Consider the following 24,906-nt stretch of genomic DNA (forward strand, 5'->3'; position numbering starts at 1 on the left):
GCCAGGCCCGGCGCTGCCGCCGCTGGCACGGCCACCGGCGCCGACACCGGCGCGCGGCCGCGCTCCGGCTTGGCCGAAGCCTTGGCCAGACTGCGCACCCCCGGCTCCCGTACCAGACGGAAATCGATCTTGCGCGCGTCGAGATCGACGCGGCCCACCTGGACGCGCACCCGGTCCGTCAAACGATAACGGATGCCCGTGCGCTCGCCGCGCAATTCGTGTCGGGTTTCGTCGAACTGGAAATAATCGCTGCCGAGTTCGGTCACATGCACAAGACCTTCGATGAACAGGTCGTCGAGCTGCACAAAGATGCCGAACGACGTCACGGCGCTGACCGTGCCGCCGTATTCCTCGCCCAGCTTGTCGCGCATGAAATAGCACTTGAGCCACGCTTCCACATCGCGCGACGCCTCGTCGGCACGACGCTCGTTGGCCGAACAGTGCAGGCCGAGTTCGTCCCAGACCGCATCGCGCTTGTGGGCCGCGCGCGGCTTGCCTGCCGCCTCGTCTTCCTTCTGCAGGTTGCGCGCCCTGGCGGACAGCCCCGTCACCAGTTCAACGCCCGCAGGCACTTGCGGCTCATACTTGCGGCCGGCGAGGATAGCCTTGATGCCCCGGTGCGTCAACAAGTCCGGATAACGGCGGATCGGGCTGGTGAAATGGGTATACGCCGGATACGCGAGACCAAAGTGGCCGATATTCTCGGGGCTGTAGACCGCCTGCTGCATGGAGCGCAGCACCATCGTCTGCAGCATCGGCGCGTCGGGACGCGCCTCGATCTGCGTCATCAACTCGGCATAGTCGCCTGTGGTGGGCTCGTCGCCGCCGCCGAGCGTGAGCCCCTGCGTCTTCAGGAAGGTGCGCAGGACATTGAGCTTTTCACCCGACGGACCCGCGTGAATCCGGTACAGGCCGTGCTGCTTGTGCCGTTTCAGGAAATCGGCCGCGCACACGTTCGCCGCGAGCATGCATTCCTCGATGAGGCGGTGCGCATCGTTGCGGGTGCGCGGCAGGATCTGCTCGATCTTGCCCTGTGCGTTGCACACGATATACGTTTCACGCGAATCGAATTCGATTGCGCCACGCGTCTTGCGCGCCTTGGCGAGGACCTTGTAAAGGTCATACAGATTCTGCAGGTGCGGCAGCAACGCGGCGCGGCGTTGGGCCTCGGGACCTTTGGTGTTGCCGAGCACGGCCGCGACTTCGGTGTAGGTCAGGCGCGCCGCGGAGTGCATCACGGCCTGATAGAACTGGTAGGCCTTGACCTCGCCGTTGGGCGCGATGGTCGCGTCGCACACCAGCACGCAGCGATCGACTTCGGGGTTGAGCGAGCACAAACCGTTCGACAGCTTCTCGGGCAGCATCGGGATGACGCGGCGCGGAAAATAGACGGACGTGCTGCGGCCAAGCGCATCGGCATCGAGCGGACCGCCCGGCGTGACGTAGTGGGACACGTCCGCGATGGCCACGATCAGGCGATAGCCGTTGGCGCGGCCGACCTTGCACGGTTCGCAATACACCGCATCATCGAAGTCGCGCGCGTCCTCGCCGTCGATGGTGACGAGCGGCACGTCGCGCAGATCGATGCGGTGCTTGAGATCGGGCGTGCGGACCTCGTCCGGCAATCCGCCGGCAGCGGCCAGCGCTTCGGGCGAGAATTGGTGCGGCACGCCGTATTTGCGCACGGCGATCTCGATTTCCATGCCGGGGTCGTCGATATCGCCGAGCACCTCGGACACGCGCCCAATCGGTTGACTGTAGCGGCTCGGGTAATCGGTCAGCTCCACGCTCACGACCTGGCCGACCTTGGCCTTGCCTTGCGAACGTGGCGGAATCAGGATGTCGTGCCCGATGCGCTTGTCTTCGGGTGCCACGACCATCACGCCGTTTTCATTGAGCAGGCGGCCAATCACATGCGTGTTCGCGCGACTTGTGACTTCGACGATGTGCCCTTCCGGCCGGCCGCGCCGGTCGAAACCGGCCACACGCAACAACACCCGGTCGTTGTGCATGACCTTCTTCATCTCTTCGGTCGGCAAATACAGGTCGTCGCCGTCGTCGTCACGCACCGCAAAGCCGTATCCGTCGCGGTGCCCGATTACGCGGCCCGCGATGAAGTTCGAAGGATGCGTCAATTGGTAGTAGCCACGCCGGTCGAGGCGAATCTGATCGTCGCGCTCCATCGCCGCGAGGCGTTTGAAGAAGCCTTCGCGTTCCTGCTTCTTGATGGCCAGCGACTCGGCGATGTCGTTCGCGGAGAGCGCCGACTCGGCGGTTCGAAGGACACCGAGAATTTCTTCGCGGCTCGGGATCGGATAAGGATATTTGCTCAAAGGTCGGTTATCGCAGTCAATGCCGGTGAATTCCGGCCCATTGGCGCACCATGCGCCTGACCGTCCGTCCCGCCGGGAATCAGGTCTGTTACGGCCCCCGGGCACGAAACATGCCAGGGGCTGAAATCGCGGCAGGCGGGCATCGGAAACACGAACAGTCCCAATCATACGGCAAACCTCGCGAAATCCGCCACCTGCGGGGATTTTGCGCCGCATCGCGCCTGGCTGCACGACATGCGCAAAATTTTTGTGAAAGAGTGTTGACACCGCATCGAAACTCAGTAGAATAGCGGTCTTCCAAAGAACACCTGCCCAGGTGGCGAAATTGGTAGACGCACTAGTTTCAGGTACTAGCGGGTAACTCCGTGGAGGTTCGAGTCCTCTCTTGGGCACCAAACAACGAAGCCGACAATCACAAGATTGTCGGCTTTTTTGTTTTTCACGCATGCGCCGCCACCGAACGGCGCTCGACACGTAGAATGAATGGGCACGCCATCTGCGGCGCGATCGCCTGAAAATATTTCGCGAGAACCGCTTGACAGGAAATGCAGTAATCCGCATAATTTCACTTCTTCGCAGCTGACGCACAAAAGCAGCAGCTGGCGATGCCCAGGTGGCGGAATTGGTAGACGCACTAGTTTCAGGTACTAGCGGGTAACTCCGTGGAGGTTCGAGTCCTCTCCTGGGCACCAAGACAAAGAAAAAGGCTTGCAGCGATGCAAGCCTTTTTGCATTGGCGCGGCAGCAGCTTGCCGTATACCCAGGCTACCGATGGCGGGGATTGCGGTCGGCCGCCCCGGAATGTATCAAAACGTTTCGGCCATCGGCGCGCGCCACTCCCGGTGCTAGGCTGGTCTTTTGTCCACGCTCCATGGCCCTCGGCCGCGATGCGGGGCGGCACTGCATCACGCCGCGACACCTCGCACGATGCCCGTCGGCCGCGCACCCCTCATGCGCAGCAGCAATCAAGCCTATTTTGAAAAACTCGACCACGTTCGCCTGTTCGCGGCGACGCTCGTCCTGCTGTATCACACGTGGGCAGCCGCTGGCGGGCAGGCGCCGGCGAACTGGGGCGAGGAGCTCATCCACATCGGCCACACGGGGGTGACGCTCTTCCTCGTATTGAGCGGTTTCCTGTTTACGATCCTGACGCAAGGCGGCGCGGAACCCATCGACTATCGACGCTTTGTCCTCAACCGGGTCCTGCGCATTTTTCCGCTGCTTGGCGTTCTGTTCATCACCGCGCTGGCGCTCGCGCGCCGCGACGCCACCGTCGGCGATGCGCTGTCCGTCATCCTGTTCTCGAATCTCGGCTCATCGCCACTCTTCAAGTTCAACAATCTGTTGTGGACCGTTGCGGTGGAGTGCCAGTTCTATCTGCTGTTCCCGTTCCTGATCCGTTTCGCGCATCAGCGCGGGCCGTCGTATCTCATCGGCTTGGCCGTGTTCTGGATCGTTTGGCGCACGCTCATCGCGGCGCTGTTCGGCGCACAATTCGGCGACGACAATCACTATGTCTACTTCACCCTGCTTGGCCGCCTCGATCAGTTCCTGATCGGGATGTTGCTCGGCCTGCTGCATTTGCGCGCACCGCAACGGTTCCGGTCGGCCTGGGTGTTGCCGGCCTGCGGTGCGCTGGCCCTCACCGCTTTCCACATCATGGCAGCGTCTGGCGATCTGTGGCGCAACGACGCACGCTTCATGTGGCTGGGGGCGGCGGAAGCGGCCACCTGGGGCGCGCTGCTGGTCGCCTACTTCCAGAGCCGCCTGAACTTCGGCCCGGCGGTGAGCCGCGCGTTTGCGCGGCTGGGGCAGTTGAGCTATTCGCTCTACCTGATGCACATCTATGTCGTGCAAGCGATCGACCGTACGCACAACTGGGTGCATTTCACCGACGCGAGCGGCATCAATGCCATCCTGAACGGACTGATCGTCGTGCTGCCGCCCGCGCTGCTGCTCTCGTGGTTCAGCTATCAATGGATCGAATCGCCGTTCCTCGGCATGCGGCGCCGCTACCTGCCGCCCCCCACACCCGCGTTGCCCGCTGCGCCCGCCCCGCGCCGCGCTTCCCCCGGGTGAGGCTGCGCCGCTACAATGGCGGCTCGCAGCCTGCGCCAATATCGGGCGCGTGAACAAGCCGTCACCCGTGGAGAAAGCATCATCGAGCTGGAACGCCTATTGCAGTCGCAGGGATTTGGCAGCCGCAAGTTTTGCCGAAAGTTGATCGAAGCCGGCGCCGTGGAAATCGGCGGCGAGGTTCGCGACCGGCCGCGCGAAGACATCGACCCGACGGGCCTGCACTTCACGATCGATGGTGAGCCGTGGGAATACCGGGAACATGTGTACGTGCTTCTGCATAAGCCGCCCGGTTTTGAATGCTCGACCAGTCCCACCCATCATGAAGGGGTGCATGCCCTGCTTCCGCTGCCGCTCGTAGTGCGTGGCGTACAGCCGGCGGGGCGCCTCGATCACGATACGACCGGCATGTTGCTGTTGTCAGACGACGGCCCTTTCCTGCACGCAATGATGTCGCCGCGCCGGCATGTGCCGAAACACTATGTCGCGACCACCAAGCACCCGGTGACCGACGCCATGCTCGACGCCCTGCGCACCGGGGTCTTGCTGCGCGACGAAACCGAACCGCTCGCCGCGCAAGATGCTGCCAGCCCTGCGGAATGCCGCATCGCGATGACCATCGCACAGGGCAAGTATCATCAGGTCAAACGGATGATCGCGGCGGCAGGCAATCGCGTCGAAGCCCTGCACCGGGATGGCATCGGCGGCCTGGCGCTCGGCGATCTCGCGGAAGGTGAATGGCGCTATCTGACGGCAGACGACCTCGCCGCGCTGCCCTATTCGGCGGCCGGCGAGAAATAGCGCAATCGCAGATCCTTCATGGCGAAGGTGAAACTCAGGCCTGCTTGCCCTCGAGCTGGAACTTGGCGCCATTGTCCTGGCCGCAGACACGCGTGAGCCAGGGCAGCGCTTCCTTGAGCGTAGCCTGCAGCGTAAATGGCGGATTGATGATGAACATGCCGCTGCCGTGCAGGCCCATGCCGCCCGGCACCGGATGACTGATGGTCAGCGAGGCGTTCACCCAGTTCTTGATCGGCAGCCGCTTGAGCTTCTCCGGCAGCTGTGCGGCCTCCCGGCGTTGCACCTGCGGATACCAGATGGCGTAGGTGCCCGTCGGGAAGCGCTGCAAGCCCTCCTGCACCGTCTGCACAACGCGCGTGTAGTCGCGCTTGTCCTCGTACGACGGATCGATCAAGATGAACGCGCGGCGTGATGCGGGCGGCAGCAGTGTCTTGAGTCCGGCGAAGCCGTCGCCCGGGAAAATCATCGTGCGGCGCTGGACGTCCTTGCCTTGCGCGGCGAAATTCTCAAGCAGCACGTTCTTTTCCGTGGGGTGCATTTCGAACAGGCGCAGGCGGTCGCGATCGCCCAGCAATTGCAGCGCGAAGAACGGCGAGCCCGGGTAATAGCGCAGTTCGCCGTTACGATTGAATTCGCGCACGAGCGCCACATAATCCGCCAAAGCGGGCGGCAAGTCCTTGCGATCCCACAGGCGCGCGATGCCCGTTTCATACTCGGCGGTCTTGTCGGCCCACTTGCCGTCGAGCGCATAGCCGCCCGCACCCGCGTGCGTGTCGATGTACCAGAACGCCGTGTCTTTCTGGCGCATGTAATCGATGCACTGGATGGCGATGAAGTGTTTCAATACGTCGGCATGGTTGCCGGCGTGGAAGGCATGGCGGTAACTGAACATTGGGCATTCCTGATTCGTCAGGCGCGATTGTAGCCTACGCAGGGCTCAAGCCAGCCGCGCCACCGCACGATGACGCGGACACGCCACCAGATGATCGTTGACCATGCCGCTCGCCTGCATGAACGAATAGCAAATGGTCGACCCCACGAAAGTGAAGCCGGCCTTCTTGAGCGCGCGGCTCATGGCATCCGATTCCGGGGTGCTGGCCGGCACGTCGTCCAGCGTCTTGCGGTGGTTCTGCACCGGTCTGCCGCCGACGAATTGCCATACGAAATCCTCGAAGCGCGTACCTGCCTTCTGCATGGCCAGGTAGGCACGCGCGCCCTTGATCACACCTGCGACCTTCAGGCGATTGCGCACGATGCCGGCGTCGGCCAGCAGCCTCGCCTGTTCGGCGTCGCCATAGACCGCGATCTTCTCGGGATCGAAGCCGTCGAAGGCACGGCGGTAGTTTTCGCGCTTCTTCAGGATGGTCGACCACGACAATCCCGCCTGCGCTCCTTCGAGCATCAGCAATTCGAACAAGGCGCGCGGATCGCGCAACGGCACGCCCCACTCCTCGTCGTGGTACCGCTGATAAGCCTCGAAGCTCTCGCTCCACGGACACCGCTCCATTTCCGCTCCTCGCGCCTGCTGCCGGGCGACTGTCCAAATCTGTCCGGCGTGTTTTGATCGACTCGACTGACGAGCACCCAGTGTGCCAGCAATCGACGGAACGGCCTACCCGGCAATGCCGCTTTCGGACGCGGCCGCACACAAAACATCGGACAACATGCCGAAATGCATACGCCGGCTCGCGTCCAATGGCGTCAGTCAAGCAGTCCCGGCTTTTCCTGGCCCTTGGGGCCGTAGCGCAGCAGTTTCAAGGGTCATCTCCTTGCATGGGATACCGGCAACACCGCCGGTGTCTTCGCCGGTTGTACGTTGCGGCACGCATGGGTGTCAAGCGGGCGCGACTTGCGCTCGCCGGCGCGGCAGGCTGCCGATGTTGTGAGGCGGCGTCATTTCTGCGACCATGAGTCGCCCGAACGGCCGCGGGCATGCCGCGCCCGCCCATTCCCGAGGAGTCCGACGATGTCGTCCCACACCGCCATTTTGCCCCGTTGGACCTGGATCGCGCCGGTACTGGCCTGGATCGTGCTGCTGGTGGCCGGCATGCTGCCCAACGCGGTGATGCTGGCCGCGTCTGGCATCGCACTGGCCGGCGCCGTGTTTGCGGCAGTACACCACGCGGAGACCGTCGCCCACAAGGTCGGCGAGCCGTTCGGCACGTTGGTGCTTGCCATTGCCGTGACCGTGATCGAGGTTGCGCTGATTGTTTCGGTGATGCTCTCCGGCGGCCCCGACAAGGCCGGATTGCCGCGCGACACCGTCTTCGCCGCGATCATGATCGTGTGTACCGGGATCGTCGGCGTGTGCCTGCTGTTCGGCGGCGTGCGCCATCACACCCAAGGCTTTCATGTGCAGGGCGCGAGCGCCGCCATGTCCGTGCTGTGCGCGCTGTCGGTGCTGACACTTGTCTTGCCCAACTATACGAGCTCCGTGGCCGGCCCGGGTCTCGCGCCGTCGCAGCTCGCGTTCGAAGGCGTGATCTCACTGGTGCTTTACATGGTATTCGTGTTCGTGCAAACCGTGCGGCACCGCGACTATTTCCTGGCCAAGCCCGACAGCGCCGACGTCCATGCGCCGCCGCCGCCCACGCGCGTTGCGGTGTTCAGCCTCGGCTTGTTGGTCGTCGCACTCGTCGCGGTCGTCGGGCTGGCCAAGAAGCTGTCGCCGGCCGTCGAGCAGGCGGTCGCACAGGCCGGTGCGCCCAAGGCCGTCGTCGGGATTGTCATCGCCGCACTCGTGCTGCTGCCCGAGGGGCTCGCCGCGCTGCGCGCCGCGCGCGCCAATCAATTGCAGACAAGCCTGAATCTCGCGCTCGGCTCCGCGCTCGCCAGTATCGGCCTCACGATTCCCGCCGTCGCCGCTGTCTCCCTGGTGCTCGGCCAGCCCATCGAATTGGGCCTGGCGCCCAAGGAGACCGTGCTGCTCGCGCTGACCTTGATCGTCGGCGTCACGACGCTCGGCACCGGCCGCACCACTGTACTGCAGGGCATGGTGCATCTGGTCATCTTCGCCGCGTTCCTGTTTCTCGCCATCGTGCCGTAAGGCCATCGGCACCCCGTGCCACGCGTCGCCGTGGCACAGGGTCACCGCCCAATGGGCCGCCAGCACATGGGATAATTCTGCTAATGCCAATTGAGACATTGGCCTGAAGTGGCCTCTGGCGTGTCGCCAAAGCGCCATCCCCACCTCCGTCTCCCCCCACCCCACCGGTCCCGCAGCGATTTGCGCACGGCGACGCCGACCATCGCATGCCTCCCCATTTGCGCTTTCGGATCTTTCACTAGCGCCATAGCGCCCAAGGTCGTGATCCACTGGCCAATGTTCCATCCGTAGTCCGGACGACGGCGACGTCGTCGGACTGCGAACTGTCACGGACCCGGATCGACGACTCAAAATTGGGAGACTTTGGCCATGGACCCAACCATCTGGCAAACGCCGACGGCATATGCGGAACTCAGCCGCGCCCTGCAGCGACGCAACGCGCAACTGCTTGCGACACTTGCCTGCCAGCACAATCCCGCACCGATGCGCATTCTCGATGCGTGCTGCGGCACCGGCTCCCTGCTTGCCACGCTTGGCGACAAGGCGCCGGGTGCGCATCGCGTCGGCATCGACGTATCTCCGCACATGATCGCTGAGGCCCGAAATCGCCTGTACGGCGAAGACTGCGATTTGCGGGTCGGCGACATCATGACGCATGACGAAGCGGCGAGCTACGACCTCGTCATCTCCAACGCCGCGCTGCATTGGTTCTCGGACAACGTCGAAGCGACAGTGAAGCAGCTGGCCAGGCTGCTTGTGCCAGGCGGCGTGTTGGCCGTTGCCACGGCCGGGCTCTGCGACGATGCGGTCGCGTTCGATCATGCGCTTCACGAGGTCCTGACGGGTGAAGCGGGCGAATCGCCGTTCTCACGCCGACGCGTCACGGTCATAGAACTGCAACGCGCCGCCGGAAGGGCAGGCCTGCAGCCGATTGACCTGTTTGCGCTAACACGTCATGAGGTTGTCGACAGCGAGAGTTTTGTTGACTGGCTCTGCGCCAGCGGCCTCGATCTTGGCCTTGGCTTGTCCGCGCACCCTCGCTTCGTCGATGCGGCGAAGCATCGGGTACGTACGCGCTTTGGCCCCCTGCTGCGCGTCGGCCATTGGTCGAGTGTGGGACTGTTTCGCAACACGGCGGGAGTGAATTGAGATGGCGCCGCGCGTTACGCAGGCACGGTTGCCGTTGCTGTATGGCGAGGCGCCGAAAAGCACGCATGTGATCGCAATGCCATTTTCCGAGTGCTGACCCAACCATGCCATCTATCATCAAACGATGCGACCGCGGTCACGCCGTGGTAGCCACCAGCGATCCGCTCGCGACGCAAGCCGCCATGGCTGTACTCGACGACGGCGGCAACGCAATCGACGCAGCCCTCTGCGCGTCGATGGTCCTTGCCGTCACCCTGCCCATGTCGAGCGGTATTGGCGGCGACGGCGTCATGCTGTTCTGGGATGCCAAACTTGGCCGCGCCCACGTCATTGAAGGACTGGGCCGGGCACCGGGAAACGTTGCACCGATTCGCCAGTTCCTGCGCAAACGCGGCGCCAGCGCACGCCAGCGAATGCCCCCCCTCGCTGCATCACTGCCTGCACTGCCGTGGGTGTGGCGCCTAAGCCTGCCGTTCCTGTCCCGTACGCCGATTCATCTTGCACAAGCGGCTATGCGACTGGCGGCCGACGGCTTCGTGCCCGACGAAAAGTGCCGGCGGTGGATGTTCGAAAATCGCCATGTTTGCGAGAACGACGCCTATCTGCAGGAACACTTCGGTCCGTGGCTTGGGATGACGTCGGCGACACCCGAAATGCTGGCAGACAAGCCACTTCGTCAACCGGCGCTGACCGCGTTTCTCGAATCGTTCTCGTGGCATGCCGGACAGAACGACGACGCATGGGAACGTCCCTTCTTCGAGTCCGCTGTTCGCGCGAACCAGCAACGCGGCGGCGCGTTCGCCGTGGAGGACTTCCGAGCCCGCCCGCAGGCAACGTTGGACAGCCCAATTCATCTTTCAGATCGAGATCTTCGCGTATTCTCGTCCGCAGGCACCACGCCCGGGTACCTCTGCCTCCAAGGCGGCCGAATTTTTTCGCAATGCGAGCGGGACTGGGCCATGCTTGGCGACGGTGAGCGAATCGTCGCGCAGGCGCGCGTGCTGCACCAACTGCATGCGCAGCGCCGGCGCTTCGTTCACGATCACGGTAATGATTGCCACGCATGGCTGATGCGGCGGCTTACGCCTGCGGGAATTGAGGAGGTTGCCCGCGATGCCTGCGCACTCGACTTTCACCGGCCGACGGCGCAACGCGCAGCGCTATGTGACGGCGACACCACCTATTTCCACGTCGTGGATGCTGCCGGCAACGGTGCGGCGTGCATCCAGAGCCTGTCCCTGGCGTTCGGTTGTGGCGTGGCAGTCCCCGAAACCGGCGCGATCCTCAACGCCCGGCTGATGCGTGGACTCAGTGCCGCGCCGGGTGCGAACAATCCGCTCTACCCATTTGCACGGCCGCTCAATACGATCTTCCCGCTGCTTGCGATCGATACGGGTGGCCGTTTGCGTCTCGTTGCGGGTACCGCCGGCGGCGATCTGCAAGTGCAATTGGGTGCGCATCTGCTCGGTCATTTTCTGCATCACCGGCGTCTCGACATGTTTCGTTTCGCCGAGCGGCGCTGGAAGTATTCGCCGGTGGCCGATCCCTTCGATCGCATCGACGGCCCGCCCTGCATCGACACCGCCTTCGCCCCGACTCCAGCAGAACTGGCCGCCGTCAAGGCCGCCGGCCTGCAATGCCGGCCGATGAGGCCGGTCGGCGGTAGCTTGAAAGCGTATGCCGTCGATGATCAAGGCACGGCTGCCCTGCTCGACGAAGGCCTCGATGGCGGCAGTACCTTGTTGCACGGGTCCGGCGCCGTCTCCGCGCCATTCTCGCGACGGACATGAGGACGTTGCAGAAGTCGCGTCGTGACTGCGACCGCTAGCGCAACGTCGTGCCGCCGTCGTCGCCCGGCGCCTTGCCGGCTTACTTGCCGTTGTCTGACGTATCGTCGGTCTTCGGCGCGTCGGCGGTGCCGAGCAACGCGCCGAGCAGCTTGCTGCGGACCGGGCCGGAGGCGCCCGTGCCGGATTTTTGTCCCGAGCGCACGGGCGGGCCCCGGCGCACGGCGCTATTGATCTTCAGGCCTTTCAGTTTTTCGAGGTCGGTTTTTTTCATGGAGCAGCTTTGCGCAAAGGGAAGGAAGTCGGCCTGCACGGGGCAAGGCCAAACGAAAAGTCGTCAGATTACGCGTAACGCGCTCGCCGGTCGAGCACGACGGGCGTCACCTTCGGGATCCGCAGAACGGATCCGCCAGTAGAATTGCGCCTGACGCACCGGAATCAAACCGGGCCGGCAACCGAAAAACATCCGGACTCAACGATCGATGCCGAGTGCATCGCCGGCCGCGAGCTCGGCGGCCAATGCGTGGGCAGCTTCGACGGCATCGGCCGGCCAGCGCCAAGTTTGACCGGTGAGATGGACGAGCGGCGGATCAAGCGTTTCGATGACGTCGTCGACGTCACGCCAGGCGGTGAAATGCACCACGCCGCGATATTGCCCGTCCGGCGCCAGTTCGGATTCCGCCCAGTAAAAGAAATCGCCGGCCTGAAGGCTGCCTTCGCTCGTCATGTCCGTCCCGCAAAAAAGCGGAATCGTAGCACGCCGGATCATGCGTGACGCTCGCACGATCCGGAATTGGAAGCCTGGGACCAGGGAATGCGTCAGGAATCAGGCCTGAACGCCACCAAGGCGAGGCGATTACTCGCCGCCGTACCCGTAAAACTCATTCAAGCGCTTAAGTTCACCGCTATCCCGCGCACGTTTCAGTTCATCCAACACTTGGGCCCGGGTCTTGCCTGTTGCTTCCGGTCCGCTGGATTGACTTCCCGTCATAGGCAACCCACCCGCCGACGTGCTGTCCGATTTGGTCTCGGGCGAATAACCTTGCGGCGTGGCTGGCTGAGAGTCCTGCCACGCAGGGGCTTGCTCCGTCTTCGGCATGTTCTGTGCCAGCGCTGCGGCCGTCGCGGCGACGAACACCACCGAGCCGGCTAACCACAATGATTGCATTTTCATATCGATTCCTCGCAGGCGATCGTCGCCACCACGGCTATCGCATTGGGATATGCTGCCGCAATGACACGGGGCATGTGGCGCCCCGGGTTCCGATCGATCCATCAGCTCGCATGCACGGCCGATCATCATTCGGAAATGCGGCACTCTTGCCCGCACCTCGTCGCGGCAGCTTGCAGACGGGTTCGGTATTGTTCGGTGGGGCACCGTTGCGCCACGTGGTGAACGTTCGGCACAACGGCATGAAGTCAGCGGCTCCGCCCCGAAACTCGGCGCTTGGCATATCGGCACCAAGGCAATGCGGCAACGCGGAAAAACAGGCGGACTGAAAAGCGCCGCCAAGGTTTTGTTATAGTTCCTGCTTGTGCGAATTGCCTCAGCGTCTACCCGGGTATCCCCTCTTATCGTTTTTCCTCACCCGTCTCGCCGCCCCGAGCGTTCGTTGTTCCACGTAAGATGTCAGTCTGGCACTCAGTCAGCGTCCCCAAGAGGACGCCAGATATTCGGTAGCTGTGGCACCAGGAGGTCACGCGGATGTGCACCGCACTTTTCTTTCCCGCCCCGTTTGAGATGGCACGCGGCATGGTCCAGTCAACAATGAGGCCGGACCGGCTGCATCAGGTGAGCGGTGCTCGTTAGTTTCAGCCTTCCCCGGTGCGGGCTGAAACTTTCAGCCGTCGTCATGGCCCTGCTTCTGAGCGCAGGCGCTTTCGCACACCCCGACCTCGACGCGCCGTCGACGGGCGGCATCAGGCCGTCTTCGGCGGTGACCGTGCCGGGAAGCCTCAACGCAAGCTCGGCACATTCGGGCAGCGATGCGGAAGACGAAAGCGCAGCACCGCTGAACGCGCGCGGCGAGGTGTTGCCAACGGTGCCACGCGACCTCAATGAGCAGGTCGTCGAAATTCCCGTTGGCGAGATCGCCGATGGCGACATGACGCTCGAAACCACGATCTTCAAGCCAAGCGGCAATGGCCCCTTCCCGCTGATCGTCTTCAATCACGGCAAGGAACATGGCGACCCGCGTGAGCAAGCACGCAGCCGTCCGTTGGCCTTCGCACGGGAGTTCGTACGGCGCGGCTACGTGGTCGTCGCACCGAATCGTCGCGGCTTCGCGCGATCTGGCGGCACCTACGTCGATAACACCTGTGACGTGGCGACCAACGGCCTCGCGCAAGCGCGCGACGTCGCCGCGACCGTCGCCTACATGTCGCGGCAACCGTATGTCGACACCGCGCACATCGTCGTCGCCGGCGTCTCGCACGGCGGACTCACGACGATCGCCTACGGCCAAACGCCGCAACCGGGCGTACGCGGCCTGCTGAACTTTGCGGGCGGCCTGCGTCAGGCAGCGTGTGTCAACTGGCAAACGGACCTGAGCCACGCATTCGGCGCCTACGGCGCCAAAGTGCGCGTGCCATCCCTTTGGCTCTATGGGGACAATGATTCGTTCTGGTCGCCGCAACTGGCCAGCCGCATGTACGATGCCTTCGTACGTCATGGCGGGCACGCCAAGTTCGTCGATATCGGACGTTACAAGGACGACGCGCACCGCATCGTCGCCGACCGCGATGGCGTGCCGGTCTGGTGGCCATCGGCAGCGGCATTCCTGGCGCAAGTCGGCATGCCGACGTCGGTTCGTTACTGGATCGCCGATCCGGTATTGCCACGTGGCAGCGGCTTCGCGACCATCGACGCGATCGATGCCGTGCCGTTCGTTGACGACACCGGCCGCGCCGGCTACCAGACATTCCTGCAGCAATACCCGACGCGCGCGTTCGCCGTATCGGACAACGGCGCATGGTCGTGGGCCGCGGGCGGGGACGACGCCATGTCGCTCGCGCTCAGCAGTTGTGCGAAACGCAGCACCGCGCCCTGCCATCTCTATGCCGTGAACGATAACGTCGTTTGGAACGAGCATTGAGTTGTCGTGGCGCTGACCCGCTGACGCAAATGCCCGGGTGACGGCGCGTCCCGGTAGCCAGTTCGCGATCTGCATGCCAGAATCGCGGAAATGCCCAACCCGGTTATAGAGACCCACGCCTCCATGAAACTCGCCACCTGGAATGTCAATAGAGGTTCCATGGTGCTTCAAAAAATCTCACTTTCTCGACAAAACCCCTGAAATCAGGCCGCTCCGACTGAAGGCAACGCTCACAACATCCCATACCAAGTCACTACAGCGCGCCCAAAATGGGTAGCTAGGTGGGTAGCTAGGCAACGTATAATCTCCTAGCCACCCATTTATCGATTACCCAATGGCCAGACAGACTAATCTGCTTGATGACGTCGAAATTCGACACTGGGTCGCCAAGGGCGAGCCAGTAGCAAAGTCCGATGGGGAGGGTCTGACCTTCACACTTTCCCGAGCCGGCACAGCAACATGGATTCTGCGATATCGGCGCGGCGGCGGACGGCGCAAGGAACTGACCCTGGGCAATTATCCAGACATGACGCTCGCTGCGGCCCGTAAGGCTGCGCGCGCCCATCGCGTGTCGATCGACAATGGCATTGACCCGGCTGCCGAAAAGCAAGCTGAGAAAGCCAGGTCAGTCGCGGCCTGGACGGTCGCGCAGCTCTGTGACAACTATGAGGAAAAAATCCTCGTGCCGCCCCTGTCGCACTCCACCACATACTACAGAAAGTGGGATATCGCGAACATCCTCAAGCCGAAAATCGGCACCATGGAAGTGCGCAACGTGATGCCGGCAGACATCGTTCACATGGTCGAGAGCAGCGGCCGTTCCTGGACCGTTTGCAAACGAATTCTAACGTCGGCCAAGCAGATCTTCGCTCACGCTTGCGGTAAGCGAATGATCGATGCGAACCCCTGCGTCGGCATCGATATCAAGGCGATCAAGGGGCAACGACCGCCGGTTAAAAAGCGCGTGATGCTCGCCGAGCAAGAACTGCGCGCGCTGCTGCCCAACATAGACGAGACGATCGGTCGAGAAAATGCCTTAGCGCTGCGAATCCTCTTGGCCACGTGTGTGCGCACGAATGAACTGGTAAAGGCGCGAAAACAACATATCGATCTCGATCGCGGCACGTGGTGGATCGAGGCTGATTCCGTCAAAACTCGCGCAGGTTTCCAAGTCCCGCTTGTCCCATCGGTCGCTCTCTGGATGCGTGAATTGCTGGCGCTTTCAGGCGATTCGGAATGGCTGCTGCCCGCAAGAGGCGGCATGCGCCGAAATCGGCTTGGCGATACCCACATCGGAAATACGACCCTGTGGGCGGCGATCACGCGGGCGTATAACCGGGGCGGTATCGAAGGGCGGAAGTTCACTCCTCACGATACGCGCAGCACGGCGAAGAGCCACATGCGGAATATGGGCATCCCGAACGAGATCACCGAAATCGCCCTAAACCACAAACTCAAGGGTATGGAAGCGATCTACGACGTACGAGAAGAAATCCCGGAACGTCGTAGGGCACTCGAAGTCTGGGCCGCGTTCATTACATCCTGCGCCGAAGGAGGCGAATGGAACGTCGTGCCATTCAAGGCGGCATAACCAGAGAATGCCGCAGGAAGGTCATCAATACTCGCCGGCAGCCACTGCCGTGCGTTCAGGCGCTCGTGTGCGCGCATTGAAGAGGCCTTGGCCGAGATGGCGGGATCCCCCCCCGATAGGCTATAACCTATTTGCACCAGAACCTGCAGGCGCTGGTGCGCGGCATACTCCCCTTACGGAGCCGACCGGCGTGATATTGTTTGCACGCCCCCGCCCTCCACCGAATAGAATTGGACACATGATGAAAAAATGGACGTTGATGCTGAGCCTCCCCAGCCTGTTGTGCGCCGGAGCTGCCCACGCTGAAAATTGGCAATCGATCGGCGGCACCGACCAGGCCGAATTGTCGATGGATGTCGATTCCATCAAGGAAAGCAAAGGCATTCGCGAAGCCTGGTCCATGTGGAATTTCAAGGCGGCCCGCCCCAACAACGACAGCGAATTTCCTTCGCTGAAGTCATACCAGGACATGCACCAGTACAACTGCAAGGACCAGACCCTGAAGCTCACGCGCGAAGTCATCTTTGCGGAAAACGACGGCAAGGGCGCCAAGCGCGACCATTCCGACGCGCTGAAGAACATGCAGTTCACCAAGCCGGCGCCGAACTCGGTCGGCGACGCCATGGTGCAGCACGTATGCGGCTATGAGGTCCCCGCTGCGAAGAAATAATTCGCGCAGATCTGTAATCCGACAGTAAAACGCCGCTGATGTATATAGCCTGGTTCGATCCAGAGTCCAAAATCCGAACCCAAGATCAGGGCAACAGGATACCCATTTTCAGCACGAGTCATTTGTGCAACAAACAGAGCCTTCGGCCGCCGAAGCATCCCGATATGCATCGGATCGTCCAAACGAGTCGACCAGGTCACTCACCCATGTGACCAGCCGGGTCTCTCTGATAGGCTGCGCGATGGGCCGAAAATGGAAAAGCCCAGCAAGTCTTTGAATGTGCTGGGCTTTTCATGTAATTCTGGCGGAGAGAGGGGGATTCGAACCCCCGATAGGCTATTAACCTACGCGCATCACCCCGAATTCCCGATAAAAATCAATATCGTGGGCGCGTTTTAATGTGCCATAGCCTGCGCCCTCACCCCCATCTAAGCCATTGATTCATATGGGCCGTCTGGCCAGCTATGACACGCGAAATTCAAGCCCGCTGCCCCATCCGACCGGTGCCGGGGACCAGAACCATAACGGCCCTTGCCTAACTGTAACCCATGGATTACAGTTAGGCCATGACGAAAATTCTCCAACACCCCGAATTCAGCAAGTGGTACGCCGGCCTGCGCGATCGCAAGGGCGTTGCCGCCATCGCCCAACGCCTCGATCGCTTGGCGCTCGGCAATCCGGGCAACGTGAAGCCGGTAGGCGAAGGTGTGTCGGAGTTGAAGGTCGACGTCGGGCCGGGCTATCGCGTGTATTTCGTGCAGCGCGGGGCCGTGCTTGTCGTGCTGTTGTGTGGCGGCGACAAGTCCACGCAAGACAAAGATATCAAGCGGGCGAAGAAGTTGGCCGACGAGCTGGAGGACTGAGAAATGAAACTGAGTGACCTGAAGGAATTTGACGCCGCAGAGGCGCTGAAGGACGACGAGACGATTCGACACTACCTGTCGCTCGCGTTTGAAGGCGGAGATCCGCGTGAGATCCAACGCGCTCTTGGCACGGTCGCCCGCGCACGTGGAATGAGCGCCCTTGCCCGGGAGTCGGGCATCGCGCGTGAGGCGCTGTATCGGGCGCTCTCAGACACCGGCAACCCGGAATTCGCGACCATCGTGAAGGTGGTCGGCGCGCTTGGGCTGCACCTCACGCTGACCGCGAATTCCGAGCCTGAAGCATCGACGGCCTGACTTAGCCGAAGAGTCCAGCAGGCTCCGATTGCCGGTCCCAACTGTAGATGATGACCTCGGTGCGCTCGGCTGCCTTGCCGCCGCCGGCGACGGTGTACTGGATGCCGCAGGTAGGCAAATACATCACGAAAGACTTTGCAGAACACGCGCTCAACGAAAAGCGCTACTTGACCAGCCGGGGCATCGAGGTCCCGGAGCGACACTCCATAGCCCATTTGCTATCGGACACGCCGGTCGAGGCCATCGTTACCGCATTCGAGTCCGCACAGTTGGCGGGGGCGAGTCTCGACCGGTGCCAGGTTTTCTGGAATCAGGATTTGGGATGCTTTTGGCTTGCCACACGGGAAAGCGTATGAGTCAAACGTTCTTAACTTGCGACGAAGTTAAGGAACTGACCGGGCGGGTCAAATACAAGACGCAGGCCCACGTGCTTTCCCCGCTCGGAATTGAGCACAAGGTGCGGCCGGATGGAAGCATGCTGGTCCTGCGCGCTCACATGGAACATGTATTGGGCGGAGGGGGACCACAGAGTTGCTCCAGGCGTTCTACGGATCGCGCTGGGCATCATCGGCAACAAAAAACCCAGAAATCGTCGGATTTACCTCAAGCCCGCAAACTTGGGCAAGGTTTTGGCTGATGTGCCCCCAGGAGTTCGTCCAGTCGGCTACTGCATGACGGGGGACGGATAGCCCGCATCCGAAGTCGCCTGAATCAGTTTCGGCACGCTGGTCCTGGCATCTTCAAATGTGTCGTGCGCCTCGCACTTCTCGAAGGTCACAACCACCTTGCTAACGCCGCCCCCCCCCCGGGCGAACACCTCCACGATAATTCCGACATTCCCGCCATTATCGGGCGTCGACCGCGCACTGATCCTTTGTTCCCGGAATTGCTGAACCATCGCTCGTATTTTGCCCCGCTCCGTCGCGACGACTGACCCGCTCAGCCTATCCAGGGTAATGTCTACAATAAGAGCGTTGATGCATTTTCTGGTGACTCATCATGCGAAAACTACGCACGCATACATCGACCGAGTTGCCTCCTCCAGTGGGCGAGATTGATGAAGGCGAACGGCGCTTCAGATCGTTCATAGATGCGATTCCCCATATCGTGTGGACAGCCAGGCCGGATGGCTGGGTCGACTACATCAACCAGCAGGCAGTCACCTTTACTGGACTCACGATTGAGCAGATGCAAGGGGGGGGTTGGGAGCCCATAATCCACCCGGATGATTTGCAACCTTCCATCAATCGCTGGACGAGGGCCATCGAGAGGGGTGACGCTTTTGAAGCCGAATCCCGCATCAAAAGAGCCTCCGATGGCGTCCATCGATGGCACCTTGTACGCGCATTACCATTTAAAGACTCCAGTGGAAATATTGCAAAGTGGTTCGGCACCTGCACCGACATCGAGGACCAAAAGCAGGCGCAGGCCGCGGCCGAGCGAGCCAACCGCGCGAAATCGGATTTCCTCTCCAGCATGAGCCACGAGTTGCGCAGCCCGCTCAATGCGATCCTCGGTTTCGCGCAACTGCTGTCGTCCGACTCCCCACCGCCGACACCCTCGCAGCGGGCCGGCATCGATCAGATTCTGCGGGCCGGCTGGCATCTGCTCGAGCTGATCAATGAAGTTCTCGATCTCGCGAAGATCGAGTCCGGACAGGTGTCGCTGTCGCTGGAGCCGGTGTCGCTGGCCGACGCCATGCGCGAATGCCAAAGCATGACTGAGCCGCAGGCGCAACAGCGTGGCATTCGCATAAGCTTTCCCCGGTTCGACGTCCCTTGCTTTGTGCACGCCGACCGGACCCGCTTAAAACAGATTCTCATCAACCTGCTTTCGAACGCGATCAAATACAACCGCGAGCGGGGAACGGTTGAAGTGAAGTGCAGCATGCGCACGCCGGACCGCGTTCGCGTGAGCGTCCAGGACTCCGGTGCGGGATTGTCACCGGCACAGCTGGGACAGCTTTTCCAGCCATTCAATCGTCTCGGACAGGAGGCCGGCGCCGAGGAAGGCACCGGCATCGGCCTCGTGGTGGCCAAGCGCCTGATCGAACTGATGGGCGGCGCAATTGGCGTGGAAAGTACGGTCGGCGCGGGAAGCGTGTTCTGGGTCGAAATGGACTCGGCGCCCGCCCCGCAAATCGCAGCGGCAGGCGCCGAACCCGCCGCGCCTGCCAAAGCGCCAGTCGAGGACGGCGTGTCGGTGCACACCCTGCTCTACGTCGAGGACAACCCTGCGAACCTGAAGCTTGTCGAGCAACTCATCGCGCGCCACACCGATATGCGCTTGCTGACCGCAGTGACGGGGCAACTTGGCGTCGAGCTTGCGCACACCGCTTTACCCGAGGTGATCGTGATGGACATCCATCTGCCCGACATCAGCGGCGTCGAAGCCCTGAAAATTCTGCGCAAAGACCCGGCAACGGCGCATATCCCGGTCATTGCCCTCAGTGCGAGTGCCATGCCCGACGATATCAAAAAAGGCATGAAGGCCGGATTCTTCCGCTACCTGACCAAACCGATCAAGCTCGATGAGTTCATGGACGCGTTGAGCGTGGCAATCGAATTCATGAAACCGGGCGTTGATCAGCACCAGTGAGACAGCCAGCGAGCCATGATCGGAGCCTCCGACATCCTTAGCGCCAGCATCCTGGTCGTCGACGATCTGGAAGCCAATGTTCTGCTGCTCGAGCAGATGCTGAGCGGTGCCGGCTATCTTGCCGGGGCTGCGACGATGGATCCGCACGCGGTGTGCGAGCTTAACCGAAAAAGCCGCTACGACCTGATCCTGCTCGATCTCCAGATGCCCGGCATGGATGGCTTCCAGGTGATGGAGGGTTTGAAGGAAATCGCGACGGACGGCTACCTTCCCGTCATCGTCATCACCGCACAACCGGCTCACAAGCTGCGCGCGCTGCAAGTCGGCGCGAAGGATTTCGTCAGCAAACCGTTTGATCTGGTCGAGGTGCTGATACGGGTTCGCAATATGCTGGAAGTGCGCCTGTTGCACAAGGAGTCACTGAATTTCGGCAAGGCGCTAGAGCAGACGGTGCGGGAAGTCGAGGCAAGCCGTGAGACGATCCGCGATCTTATCGTAGAGGCGCTTTAACTCGTCTTCTCGATCATTGCAAGGGCGGACCAAGCGCCAACGTCAACATAAGCTTCTCGGTCCTTTCCGCGTCGTCGAGAGATCCGATGCGCGGCAAGCGTGGTAGCCATGAGTCGAAAGGATCGGTGTCGCCGGCTTTACCTTCCTCCGCGCAATCATCAGCATCCAGATCGCAGCAATGCGTTCAGCGACGAGAAGCCCGCAAGCCGCGATACCCAGGACCACATGATAGTGGCATCCGTGCCCGCCACGGCCTTCGTAGTGGCCAAGCCCCAAGTCCTGTTTCAGATCCTGGTAGTCACGTTCGATGCACCAGCGCATGTGAGCTTTGGCAACCAGCTCGCCCAGTGTCATGTCCGGCGGCAGCGAGGAAAGAAAGGGATTCAGCGTTTCAACATCGTCGACGGTCCTAATCACCCACTTCATCTGTTGTTAGGCGGTCCCGGCCTAAAGGTGGCACGCAAACAGCTGGCTGACCTTGCCACGGAATTTGATGCGTGGAAAGCGATAACATTGAATGCCGATTACCCACAGTAAAGATCATCACACTCAGCTGTCCTCAGCGTACCCTGTTCGACGAAACAGATGATCCGAAACGTTCAACGACGGCGCGGTTCTCGCTTGCTCGCGACCGCCGCCTGTGAGATCTTTTGACTTCAATTAGCATCGACATGTAAAAGCACGCTCGCACGGCCCTGCGACATCGAGCCAACTCGAAAAACTGGTGGTGGCGCCGCGCGGCATTTCAACCGGCCATTCAAGCACGCCGCGAAAAAACTGGAACATTTCATGAGCGACGAAACCCTCATCTCCCCCTTGGAAGACAGACCCGTTCTTGACTACCCTTGCGGCGAGCCTCCAGCACCTGGCTTGGCGACCGAAATTGCGTCCGGTGTCCTGTGGGTGCAAATGCCGATGCCTGGCAAGCTCAATCACATCAATCTGTGGGCACTGCGTGACCACAACGGTTGGGCGGCCGTCGATGTCGGCCTGCAAACGAGCGAGACAGCTGCATCCTGGCGCAAGCTTTTTTCCCAAGGTGGCGCACTGGCGCAGAGCGGACTCACACGTATCTTCGTGACGCACATGCATCTGGACCATATCGGCATGGCGGGCTGGCTCACCCGCAAGTTCGGTTGCCGGCTCTGGATAACGCGGCTCGAATACCTCATGTGCCGAGTACTAACCGCGGACATCGGACGGGAAGCGCCGGACGACGGCGTTCAATTCTATCGGCGGGCAGGCTGGGACGACGACGCAATCGAGACATATCGCGTCCGCTTCGGCGACTTCGGCAAGTTCGTTCACGCTTTGCCGGACAGCTACCGCCGGCTGCACGACGACGAGTTGCTCAATATTGGAGGACGTCAATGGCAAGTAATCGTGGGAAACGGGCACTCGCCCGAACATGCCTGCTTCTACTGCGCCGAATTGAATCTATTGATCTCGGGGGATCAGGTCTTGCCACGGATTTCGTCTAACGTATCTGTTTTCCCGACAGAGCCGGACGCCAATCCCATGGCTGACTGGCTGGCGTCGATCGAGAAGCTCAGGCAAAACGTTCCCGATGACGTGCTCGTGCTGCCGGCACACAACGAGCCGTTCCGAGGACTTCACGCACGCCTGGATTATCTCGCTCGGAGCGTACACGCCGCGCTCGATCGGCTACGGAATGCGCTCGTTCAACCGAAGCGCGCAGTGGATGTATTCGAGGAGCTTTTCTCCCGCCCGATAGGATCCGAGCCGGAACTGCTCCGTATGGCCACCGGGGAGAGCGTTGCGCACCTGAACTACCTGCTGCACGGCGGCGAAGTCCATATGGAAGTCGGCCCGGACGGCTGTGCATGGTATCGGATGAAATAGCCCCACCGCCCATGTGGGTCCTGCCAATGGGCGCGTCCACCCTGCTCTATTCAGCCGGGTGTTCCTGACGGGTTACGTCAAAGCGGCGAACCCGTATGCAAGTCCCAAGATCTGGAGTTCCTCAAAGCAGATAGCCGAAAGCTGCCTTTGCGGACCGTTCGGGGGAACGCTCATAATCCTTCCGAACGCGATGATGCAGTTGGCGCGGGGTCGCAGTAAATCAACACGCGCGGATCGTCACGACAACTGGCCGCCCGAACTCGCAGCCGACGACCGCTCGCGACGACAGGTGTTCGATGCAGCCGTTTTCCGATTTGATCGCCTTGTGCGGCGTACGCACGGCACGCTCGACGCAAACCGATTTCTTGATCTCGCTGGTCGTGATCATCTGGAAGTCGATGCGCTCTTCTCCCCCGCAAATCAGGCAGTCGCACCGCGCAAGGCATCGTCCGTACTCAGCACATCGGTGCCCGATTCGATGCAGGCACGATGCGTCGCGACCCGTGGGAGCATCTTGTCGAAGTAGAACCTGGCCGTCTGGAGCTTCGCACGGTAAAAGGCCGGATCCTCGCAACCCGAGGCGAGCTTGCGCACAGCTATCGCCGCCGTTTGCGCCCACAGGTATCCCAGGGTCACATAGCCCGAGAGCATCAGGTAATCCACTCCAACGGCACCGACCAGTCCTGCGTCGGCGCCGGCTTCTCGCCCGAGCTCGTCAGTCAGTTCGCGCCACATCGTCGCGGCTCGCTGCAAACGCTGCTGCAGGCTCGCGATCTCCTCGGACACGGCGGTATCGCAGAACGCCTGAATCTCATCGATGAAGCGGTCGAGCACAGCACGATTCGGCCCCAGCACCTTGCGGCCGAGCAGATCCATGCCCTGGATACCGGTCGTGCCCTCGTAGATGCGCGTAATGCGCACATCGCGAAAACGTTGCTCGACTCCCGATTCCTTGATGTATCCATGACCGCCAAAGATCTGGATGGCAAGGTCCGTGGCCTCGCTCGCCAGCTCGGTCAACAAACCTTTGGCGATGGGGGTGAGCAGTGCGAGGCGCTGTTCGGCTTCGTCGCGCGAGACAGCATCGCCGCTATCGACAACGTCGACCCATTTCCCGCAGAGATGCACCAGCGCGCGGCCACCCTCAGCAATGGCCCGTTGGGTCAGCAGCATGCGGCGCACGTCCGGATGAGCCACCAGCGGGTCGGCAGGCTCACGCATACCTCCAGGTGCGCGGCCTTGCAACCGCGTGTGCGCGTACGCCAAGCTTTCCTGATAAGCCGCCTCAGCCTGCGCAACGCCCTGAAGGGCAACGCCCACACGTGACTTGTTGACGAAAACGAACATGCAGTTCAGGCCGCGGTTGGGCTTCCCCACCAGCCAGCCTTCGGCGCCGTCAAAAGACATCGCGCAGGTCGCGGCGCCTTTCAGACCCATCTTGTCTTCGATGGACAAGCAGTGCACATTGTTGACCTCCCCCAGCGAGCCATCCGCAGCAGGCAGCCGCTTGGGCACCACGAACAGCGAAATGCCTCGCGTTCCGGGCGGCGCATCGGGCAACCGTGCGAGGATCAGATGTACGATATTGTCCGCCCAATCACTCTCGCCGGACGAGATGAACATCTTGTTGCCATAGATGCGATACCGCCCGTTCCCGGCTGGCTCGGCGCGCGTGCGGACGAGATTCAGATCCGATCCACATTGCGGTTCGGTCAGGCACATGGTGCCGATCCATTCGCCGCTGACCAGCCCAGGCACAAACGCATCCACTTGTTCGCGTTCGGCGTGGCTACGCAGCGTTCTGATGGCACCGTCATTGAGCAGCCCGTAAATACACCATGCCTGGTTGGCACTGTGAAGAAACTCATCACTGGCAAGCTTGAGGGAAAACTGCACCGGCTGACCGCCGTACTCTTCCGCATGACCCAGCCGCGGCCAGCCCGCATCGACATACTGCTTATAGGCTTCCTTGAAGCCTGCGGGCGCCGTCACCTTGCCGTTGTCCCAGTGTGCCCCCTCGCGATCGCCCGTGCTGTTAAGAGGCAACAGTACACGCTCGGCAAACTTGCCGATCGCCTCGAGAATCATCGGCGCCTCGTCGTCGCCGAGCCCCTGGGCTACGGACATGGCCTGAGGATAGGGGAAATTGCCATGAAGCTCGCACAGCGAAAACAACACGTCGCGGATCGGCGCTCGATAGTTCTGCATT

General features: G+C 61.8%; 23 protein-coding genes, 3 tRNA genes and 1 pseudogene. 16 read left to right on the plus strand and 11 right to left on the minus strand.

Annotation, left to right across the window (positions count from 1 at the left end):
• Positions 1–2,333, minus strand: a 2,333-nt coding sequence (gene rnr, locus PTE30175_RS08455) for a ribonuclease R (RefSeq protein ID WP_224788654.1), incomplete at its 3' end; no start/stop codon positions are given.
• Between the two features lie 310 nt (positions 2,334–2,643).
• On the opposite strand from rnr, the gene PTE30175_RS08460 reads away from it, so the two are divergent.
• The 4 genes from PTE30175_RS08460 to PTE30175_RS08475 all read left to right on the plus strand — a co-directional run bounded on the left by PTE30175_RS08460 (position 2,644) and on the right by PTE30175_RS08475 (position 5,210).
• A tRNA-Leu gene (locus PTE30175_RS08460) sits at positions 2,644–2,728 on the plus strand.
• A gap of 212 nt (positions 2,729–2,940) precedes the next feature.
• Positions 2,941–3,025: transfer RNA gene (locus PTE30175_RS08465), tRNA-Leu, on the plus strand.
• Between the two features lie 259 nt (positions 3,026–3,284).
• Positions 3,285–4,412, plus strand: coding sequence for an acyltransferase family protein (locus tag PTE30175_RS08470; protein ID WP_191628925.1), 1,128 nt, complete (start codon positions 3,285–3,287; stop codon positions 4,410–4,412).
• 15 nt (positions 4,413–4,427) lie between these two features.
• Entirely contained in the window at positions 4,428–5,210 is a 783-nt protein-coding gene (locus PTE30175_RS08475; RefSeq protein WP_150696641.1) for a pseudouridine synthase, read from the plus strand.
• 34 nt (positions 5,211–5,244) lie between these two features.
• On the opposite strand, the gene PTE30175_RS08480 is transcribed toward PTE30175_RS08475, so the two are convergent.
• Complete coding sequence (locus PTE30175_RS08480; RefSeq protein ID WP_150696642.1) at positions 5,245–6,102, minus strand: 23S rRNA (adenine(2030)-N(6))-methyltransferase RlmJ; 858 nt, start codon at positions 6,100–6,102, stop codon at positions 5,245–5,247.
• A 45-nt stretch (positions 6,103–6,147) separates the two neighbouring features.
• Complete coding sequence (locus PTE30175_RS08485; RefSeq protein WP_150696643.1) at positions 6,148–6,717, minus strand: DNA-3-methyladenine glycosylase I; 570 nt, start codon at positions 6,715–6,717, stop codon at positions 6,148–6,150.
• A gap of 459 nt (positions 6,718–7,176) precedes the next feature.
• Here PTE30175_RS08485 and PTE30175_RS08490 point away from each other — a divergent pair, with 459 nt between their 5' ends.
• The 3 genes from PTE30175_RS08490 (at position 7,177) to PTE30175_RS08500 (ending at position 11,195) form a co-directional block, all read left to right on the plus strand.
• A complete protein-coding gene (locus PTE30175_RS08490) occupies positions 7,177–8,256 on the plus strand; it encodes a calcium:cation antiporter (RefSeq protein ID WP_150696644.1) in 1,080 nt (359 codons plus the stop codon).
• 369 nt (positions 8,257–8,625) lie between these two features.
• Positions 8,626–9,405 carry a class I SAM-dependent methyltransferase gene (locus tag PTE30175_RS08495; protein ID WP_150696645.1) on the plus strand — a complete coding sequence of 260 codons (780 nt, stop codon included), beginning with the start codon at positions 8,626–8,628 and terminating at the stop codon, positions 9,403–9,405.
• A 104-nt stretch (positions 9,406–9,509) separates the two neighbouring features.
• Complete coding sequence (locus PTE30175_RS08500; protein WP_150696646.1) at positions 9,510–11,195, plus strand: gamma-glutamyltransferase; 1,686 nt, start codon at positions 9,510–9,512, stop codon at positions 11,193–11,195.
• Positions 11,196–11,274: 79 nt separating this feature from the next.
• Here the strand turns inward: PTE30175_RS08500 and PTE30175_RS08505 are convergent, their stop codons facing one another.
• From PTE30175_RS08505 to PTE30175_RS08515, 3 genes are all read right to left on the minus strand, one after another.
• A complete protein-coding gene (locus PTE30175_RS08505; RefSeq protein WP_338044420.1) occupies positions 11,275–11,505 on the minus strand; it encodes a hypothetical protein in 231 nt (76 codons plus the stop codon).
• Between the two features lie 159 nt (positions 11,506–11,664).
• A complete protein-coding gene (locus tag PTE30175_RS08510; protein WP_150696647.1) occupies positions 11,665–11,919 on the minus strand; it encodes a hypothetical protein in 255 nt (84 codons plus the stop codon).
• Between the two features lie 129 nt (positions 11,920–12,048).
• On the minus strand, positions 12,049–12,366 hold the full coding sequence (locus PTE30175_RS08515) for a DUF4148 domain-containing protein (protein WP_150696648.1): 318 nt from the start codon (positions 12,364–12,366) through the stop codon (positions 12,049–12,051).
• Positions 12,367–13,045: 679 nt separating this feature from the next.
• Between PTE30175_RS08515 and PTE30175_RS08520 the strand changes: the two genes are divergently transcribed.
• The 3 genes from PTE30175_RS08520 to PTE30175_RS08530 all read left to right on the plus strand — a co-directional run bounded on the left by PTE30175_RS08520 (position 13,046) and on the right by PTE30175_RS08530 (position 16,548).
• On the plus strand, positions 13,046–14,287 hold the full coding sequence (locus PTE30175_RS08520; protein WP_150696649.1) for a dienelactone hydrolase family protein: 1,242 nt from the start codon (positions 13,046–13,048) through the stop codon (positions 14,285–14,287).
• Between the two features lie 334 nt (positions 14,288–14,621).
• Positions 14,622–15,878 (plus strand): tyrosine-type recombinase/integrase, encoded by a 1,257-nt coding sequence (locus tag PTE30175_RS08525; RefSeq protein ID WP_150696650.1) that lies wholly within the window; start codon positions 14,622–14,624, stop codon positions 15,876–15,878.
• A gap of 238 nt (positions 15,879–16,116) precedes the next feature.
• Complete coding sequence (locus tag PTE30175_RS08530) at positions 16,117–16,548, plus strand: surface-adhesin E family protein (protein WP_224788655.1); 432 nt, start codon at positions 16,117–16,119, stop codon at positions 16,546–16,548.
• Between the two features lie 302 nt (positions 16,549–16,850).
• Here PTE30175_RS08530 and PTE30175_RS08535 read toward each other — a convergent pair.
• Positions 16,851–16,973: transfer RNA gene (locus tag PTE30175_RS08535), tRNA-Leu, on the minus strand.
• Between the two features lie 141 nt (positions 16,974–17,114).
• Between PTE30175_RS08535 and PTE30175_RS08540 the strand changes: the two genes are divergently transcribed.
• Together PTE30175_RS08540 and PTE30175_RS08545 are read left to right on the plus strand one after the other, a co-directional pair.
• On the plus strand, positions 17,115–17,411 hold the full coding sequence (locus tag PTE30175_RS08540) for a type II toxin-antitoxin system RelE/ParE family toxin (RefSeq protein ID WP_150696651.1): 297 nt from the start codon (positions 17,115–17,117) through the stop codon (positions 17,409–17,411).
• 3 nt (positions 17,412–17,414) lie between these two features.
• Positions 17,415–17,726 carry an addiction module antidote protein gene (locus PTE30175_RS08545; RefSeq protein ID WP_150696652.1) on the plus strand — a complete coding sequence of 104 codons (312 nt, stop codon included), beginning with the start codon at positions 17,415–17,417 and terminating at the stop codon, positions 17,724–17,726.
• 1 nt (position 17,727) lies between these two features.
• Here the strand turns inward: PTE30175_RS08545 and PTE30175_RS28970 are convergent, their stop codons facing one another.
• The gene (locus PTE30175_RS28970; protein WP_263596278.1) at positions 17,728–17,853 is read right to left on the minus strand and encodes a hypothetical protein; all 126 of its coding nucleotides are present in this window, start codon (positions 17,851–17,853) and stop codon (positions 17,728–17,730) included.
• 225 nt (positions 17,854–18,078) lie between these two features.
• On the opposite strand from PTE30175_RS28970, the gene PTE30175_RS08555 reads away from it, so the two are divergent.
• The 3 genes from PTE30175_RS08555 (at position 18,079) to PTE30175_RS08570 (ending at position 20,834) form a co-directional block, all read left to right on the plus strand.
• On the plus strand, positions 18,079–18,363 hold the full coding sequence (locus PTE30175_RS08555; RefSeq protein ID WP_150696653.1) for a DUF4224 domain-containing protein: 285 nt from the start codon (positions 18,079–18,081) through the stop codon (positions 18,361–18,363).
• 362 nt (positions 18,364–18,725) lie between these two features.
• A complete protein-coding gene (locus PTE30175_RS08565) occupies positions 18,726–20,324 on the plus strand; it encodes a PAS domain-containing hybrid sensor histidine kinase/response regulator (RefSeq protein ID WP_150696654.1) in 1,599 nt (532 codons plus the stop codon).
• 15 nt (positions 20,325–20,339) lie between these two features.
• On the plus strand, positions 20,340–20,834 hold the full coding sequence (locus PTE30175_RS08570; RefSeq protein ID WP_150696655.1) for a response regulator: 495 nt from the start codon (positions 20,340–20,342) through the stop codon (positions 20,832–20,834).
• A gap of 177 nt (positions 20,835–21,011) precedes the next feature.
• Here the strand turns inward: PTE30175_RS08570 and PTE30175_RS28555 are convergent.
• Positions 21,012–21,212, minus strand: a pseudogene (locus PTE30175_RS28555) (IS701 family transposase); the annotation flags it as partial.
• 411 nt (positions 21,213–21,623) lie between these two features.
• Here PTE30175_RS28555 and PTE30175_RS08580 point away from each other — a divergent pair.
• A complete protein-coding gene (locus PTE30175_RS08580; RefSeq protein ID WP_150696657.1) occupies positions 21,624–22,697 on the plus strand; it encodes an MBL fold metallo-hydrolase in 1,074 nt (357 codons plus the stop codon).
• Positions 22,698–22,917: 220 nt separating this feature from the next.
• On the opposite strand, the gene PTE30175_RS28175 is transcribed toward PTE30175_RS08580, so the two are convergent.
• Together PTE30175_RS28175 and PTE30175_RS08585 are read right to left on the minus strand one after the other, a co-directional pair.
• A complete protein-coding gene (locus PTE30175_RS28175) occupies positions 22,918–23,085 on the minus strand; it encodes a hypothetical protein (protein WP_191628927.1) in 168 nt (55 codons plus the stop codon).
• A 32-nt stretch (positions 23,086–23,117) separates the two neighbouring features.
• Positions 23,118–24,905, minus strand: a complete 1,788-nt coding sequence (locus PTE30175_RS08585; RefSeq protein ID WP_150696658.1) for an acyl-CoA dehydrogenase C-terminal domain-containing protein — start codon at positions 24,903–24,905, stop codon at positions 23,118–23,120.
• Position 24,906: the final 1 nt, after the last annotated feature.

Origin of the sequence: Pandoraea terrae (assembly GCF_902459695.1) — a bacterium.
GTDB classification, from domain to species: Bacteria; Pseudomonadota; Gammaproteobacteria; order Burkholderiales; family Burkholderiaceae; genus Pandoraea; species Pandoraea terrae.

Excerpts from the sequence above, each read along its gene's own strand:
- PTE30175_RS08470 (WP_191628925.1), top strand. The coding sequence starts at position 3,285 with ATGCGCAGCAGCAATCAAGCCTATTTTGAAAAACTCGACCACGTTCGC.
- PTE30175_RS08475 (WP_150696641.1), top strand. The coding sequence starts at position 4,428 with ATGGCGGCTCGCAGCCTGCGCCAATATCGGGCGCGTGAACAAGCCGTC.
- PTE30175_RS08480 (WP_150696642.1), bottom strand. The coding sequence starts at position 6,102 with ATGTTCAGTTACCGCCATGCCTTCCACGCCGGCAACCATGCCGACGTA.
- PTE30175_RS08485 (WP_150696643.1), bottom strand. The coding sequence starts at position 6,717 with ATGGAGCGGTGTCCGTGGAGCGAGAGCTTCGAGGCTTATCAGCGGTAC.
- PTE30175_RS08490 (WP_150696644.1), top strand. The coding sequence starts at position 7,177 with ATGTCGTCCCACACCGCCATTTTGCCCCGTTGGACCTGGATCGCGCCG.
- PTE30175_RS08495 (WP_150696645.1), top strand. The coding sequence starts at position 8,626 with ATGGACCCAACCATCTGGCAAACGCCGACGGCATATGCGGAACTCAGC.
- PTE30175_RS08500 (WP_150696646.1), top strand. The coding sequence starts at position 9,510 with ATGCCATCTATCATCAAACGATGCGACCGCGGTCACGCCGTGGTAGCC.
- PTE30175_RS08510 (WP_150696647.1), bottom strand. The coding sequence starts at position 11,919 with ATGACGAGCGAAGGCAGCCTTCAGGCCGGCGATTTCTTTTACTGGGCG.
- PTE30175_RS08515 (WP_150696648.1), bottom strand. The coding sequence starts at position 12,366 with ATGAAAATGCAATCATTGTGGTTAGCCGGCTCGGTGGTGTTCGTCGCC.
- PTE30175_RS08520 (WP_150696649.1), top strand. The coding sequence starts at position 13,046 with ATGGCCCTGCTTCTGAGCGCAGGCGCTTTCGCACACCCCGACCTCGAC.
- PTE30175_RS08525 (WP_150696650.1), top strand. The coding sequence starts at position 14,622 with ATGGCCAGACAGACTAATCTGCTTGATGACGTCGAAATTCGACACTGG.
- PTE30175_RS08530 (WP_224788655.1), top strand. The coding sequence starts at position 16,117 with ATGATGAAAAAATGGACGTTGATGCTGAGCCTCCCCAGCCTGTTGTGC.
- PTE30175_RS08540 (WP_150696651.1), top strand. The coding sequence starts at position 17,115 with ATGACGAAAATTCTCCAACACCCCGAATTCAGCAAGTGGTACGCCGGC.
- PTE30175_RS08545 (WP_150696652.1), top strand. The coding sequence starts at position 17,415 with ATGAAACTGAGTGACCTGAAGGAATTTGACGCCGCAGAGGCGCTGAAG.
- PTE30175_RS08555 (WP_150696653.1), top strand. The coding sequence starts at position 18,079 with ATGAGTCAAACGTTCTTAACTTGCGACGAAGTTAAGGAACTGACCGGG.
- PTE30175_RS08565 (WP_150696654.1), top strand. The coding sequence starts at position 18,726 with ATGCGAAAACTACGCACGCATACATCGACCGAGTTGCCTCCTCCAGTG.
- PTE30175_RS08570 (WP_150696655.1), top strand. The coding sequence starts at position 20,340 with ATGATCGGAGCCTCCGACATCCTTAGCGCCAGCATCCTGGTCGTCGAC.
- PTE30175_RS08580 (WP_150696657.1), top strand. The coding sequence starts at position 21,624 with ATGAGCGACGAAACCCTCATCTCCCCCTTGGAAGACAGACCCGTTCTT.
- PTE30175_RS28175 (WP_191628927.1), bottom strand. The coding sequence starts at position 23,085 with ATGATCACGACCAGCGAGATCAAGAAATCGGTTTGCGTCGAGCGTGCC.
- PTE30175_RS08585 (WP_150696658.1), bottom strand. The coding sequence starts at position 24,905 with ATGCAGAACTATCGAGCGCCGATCCGCGACGTGTTGTTTTCGCTGTGC.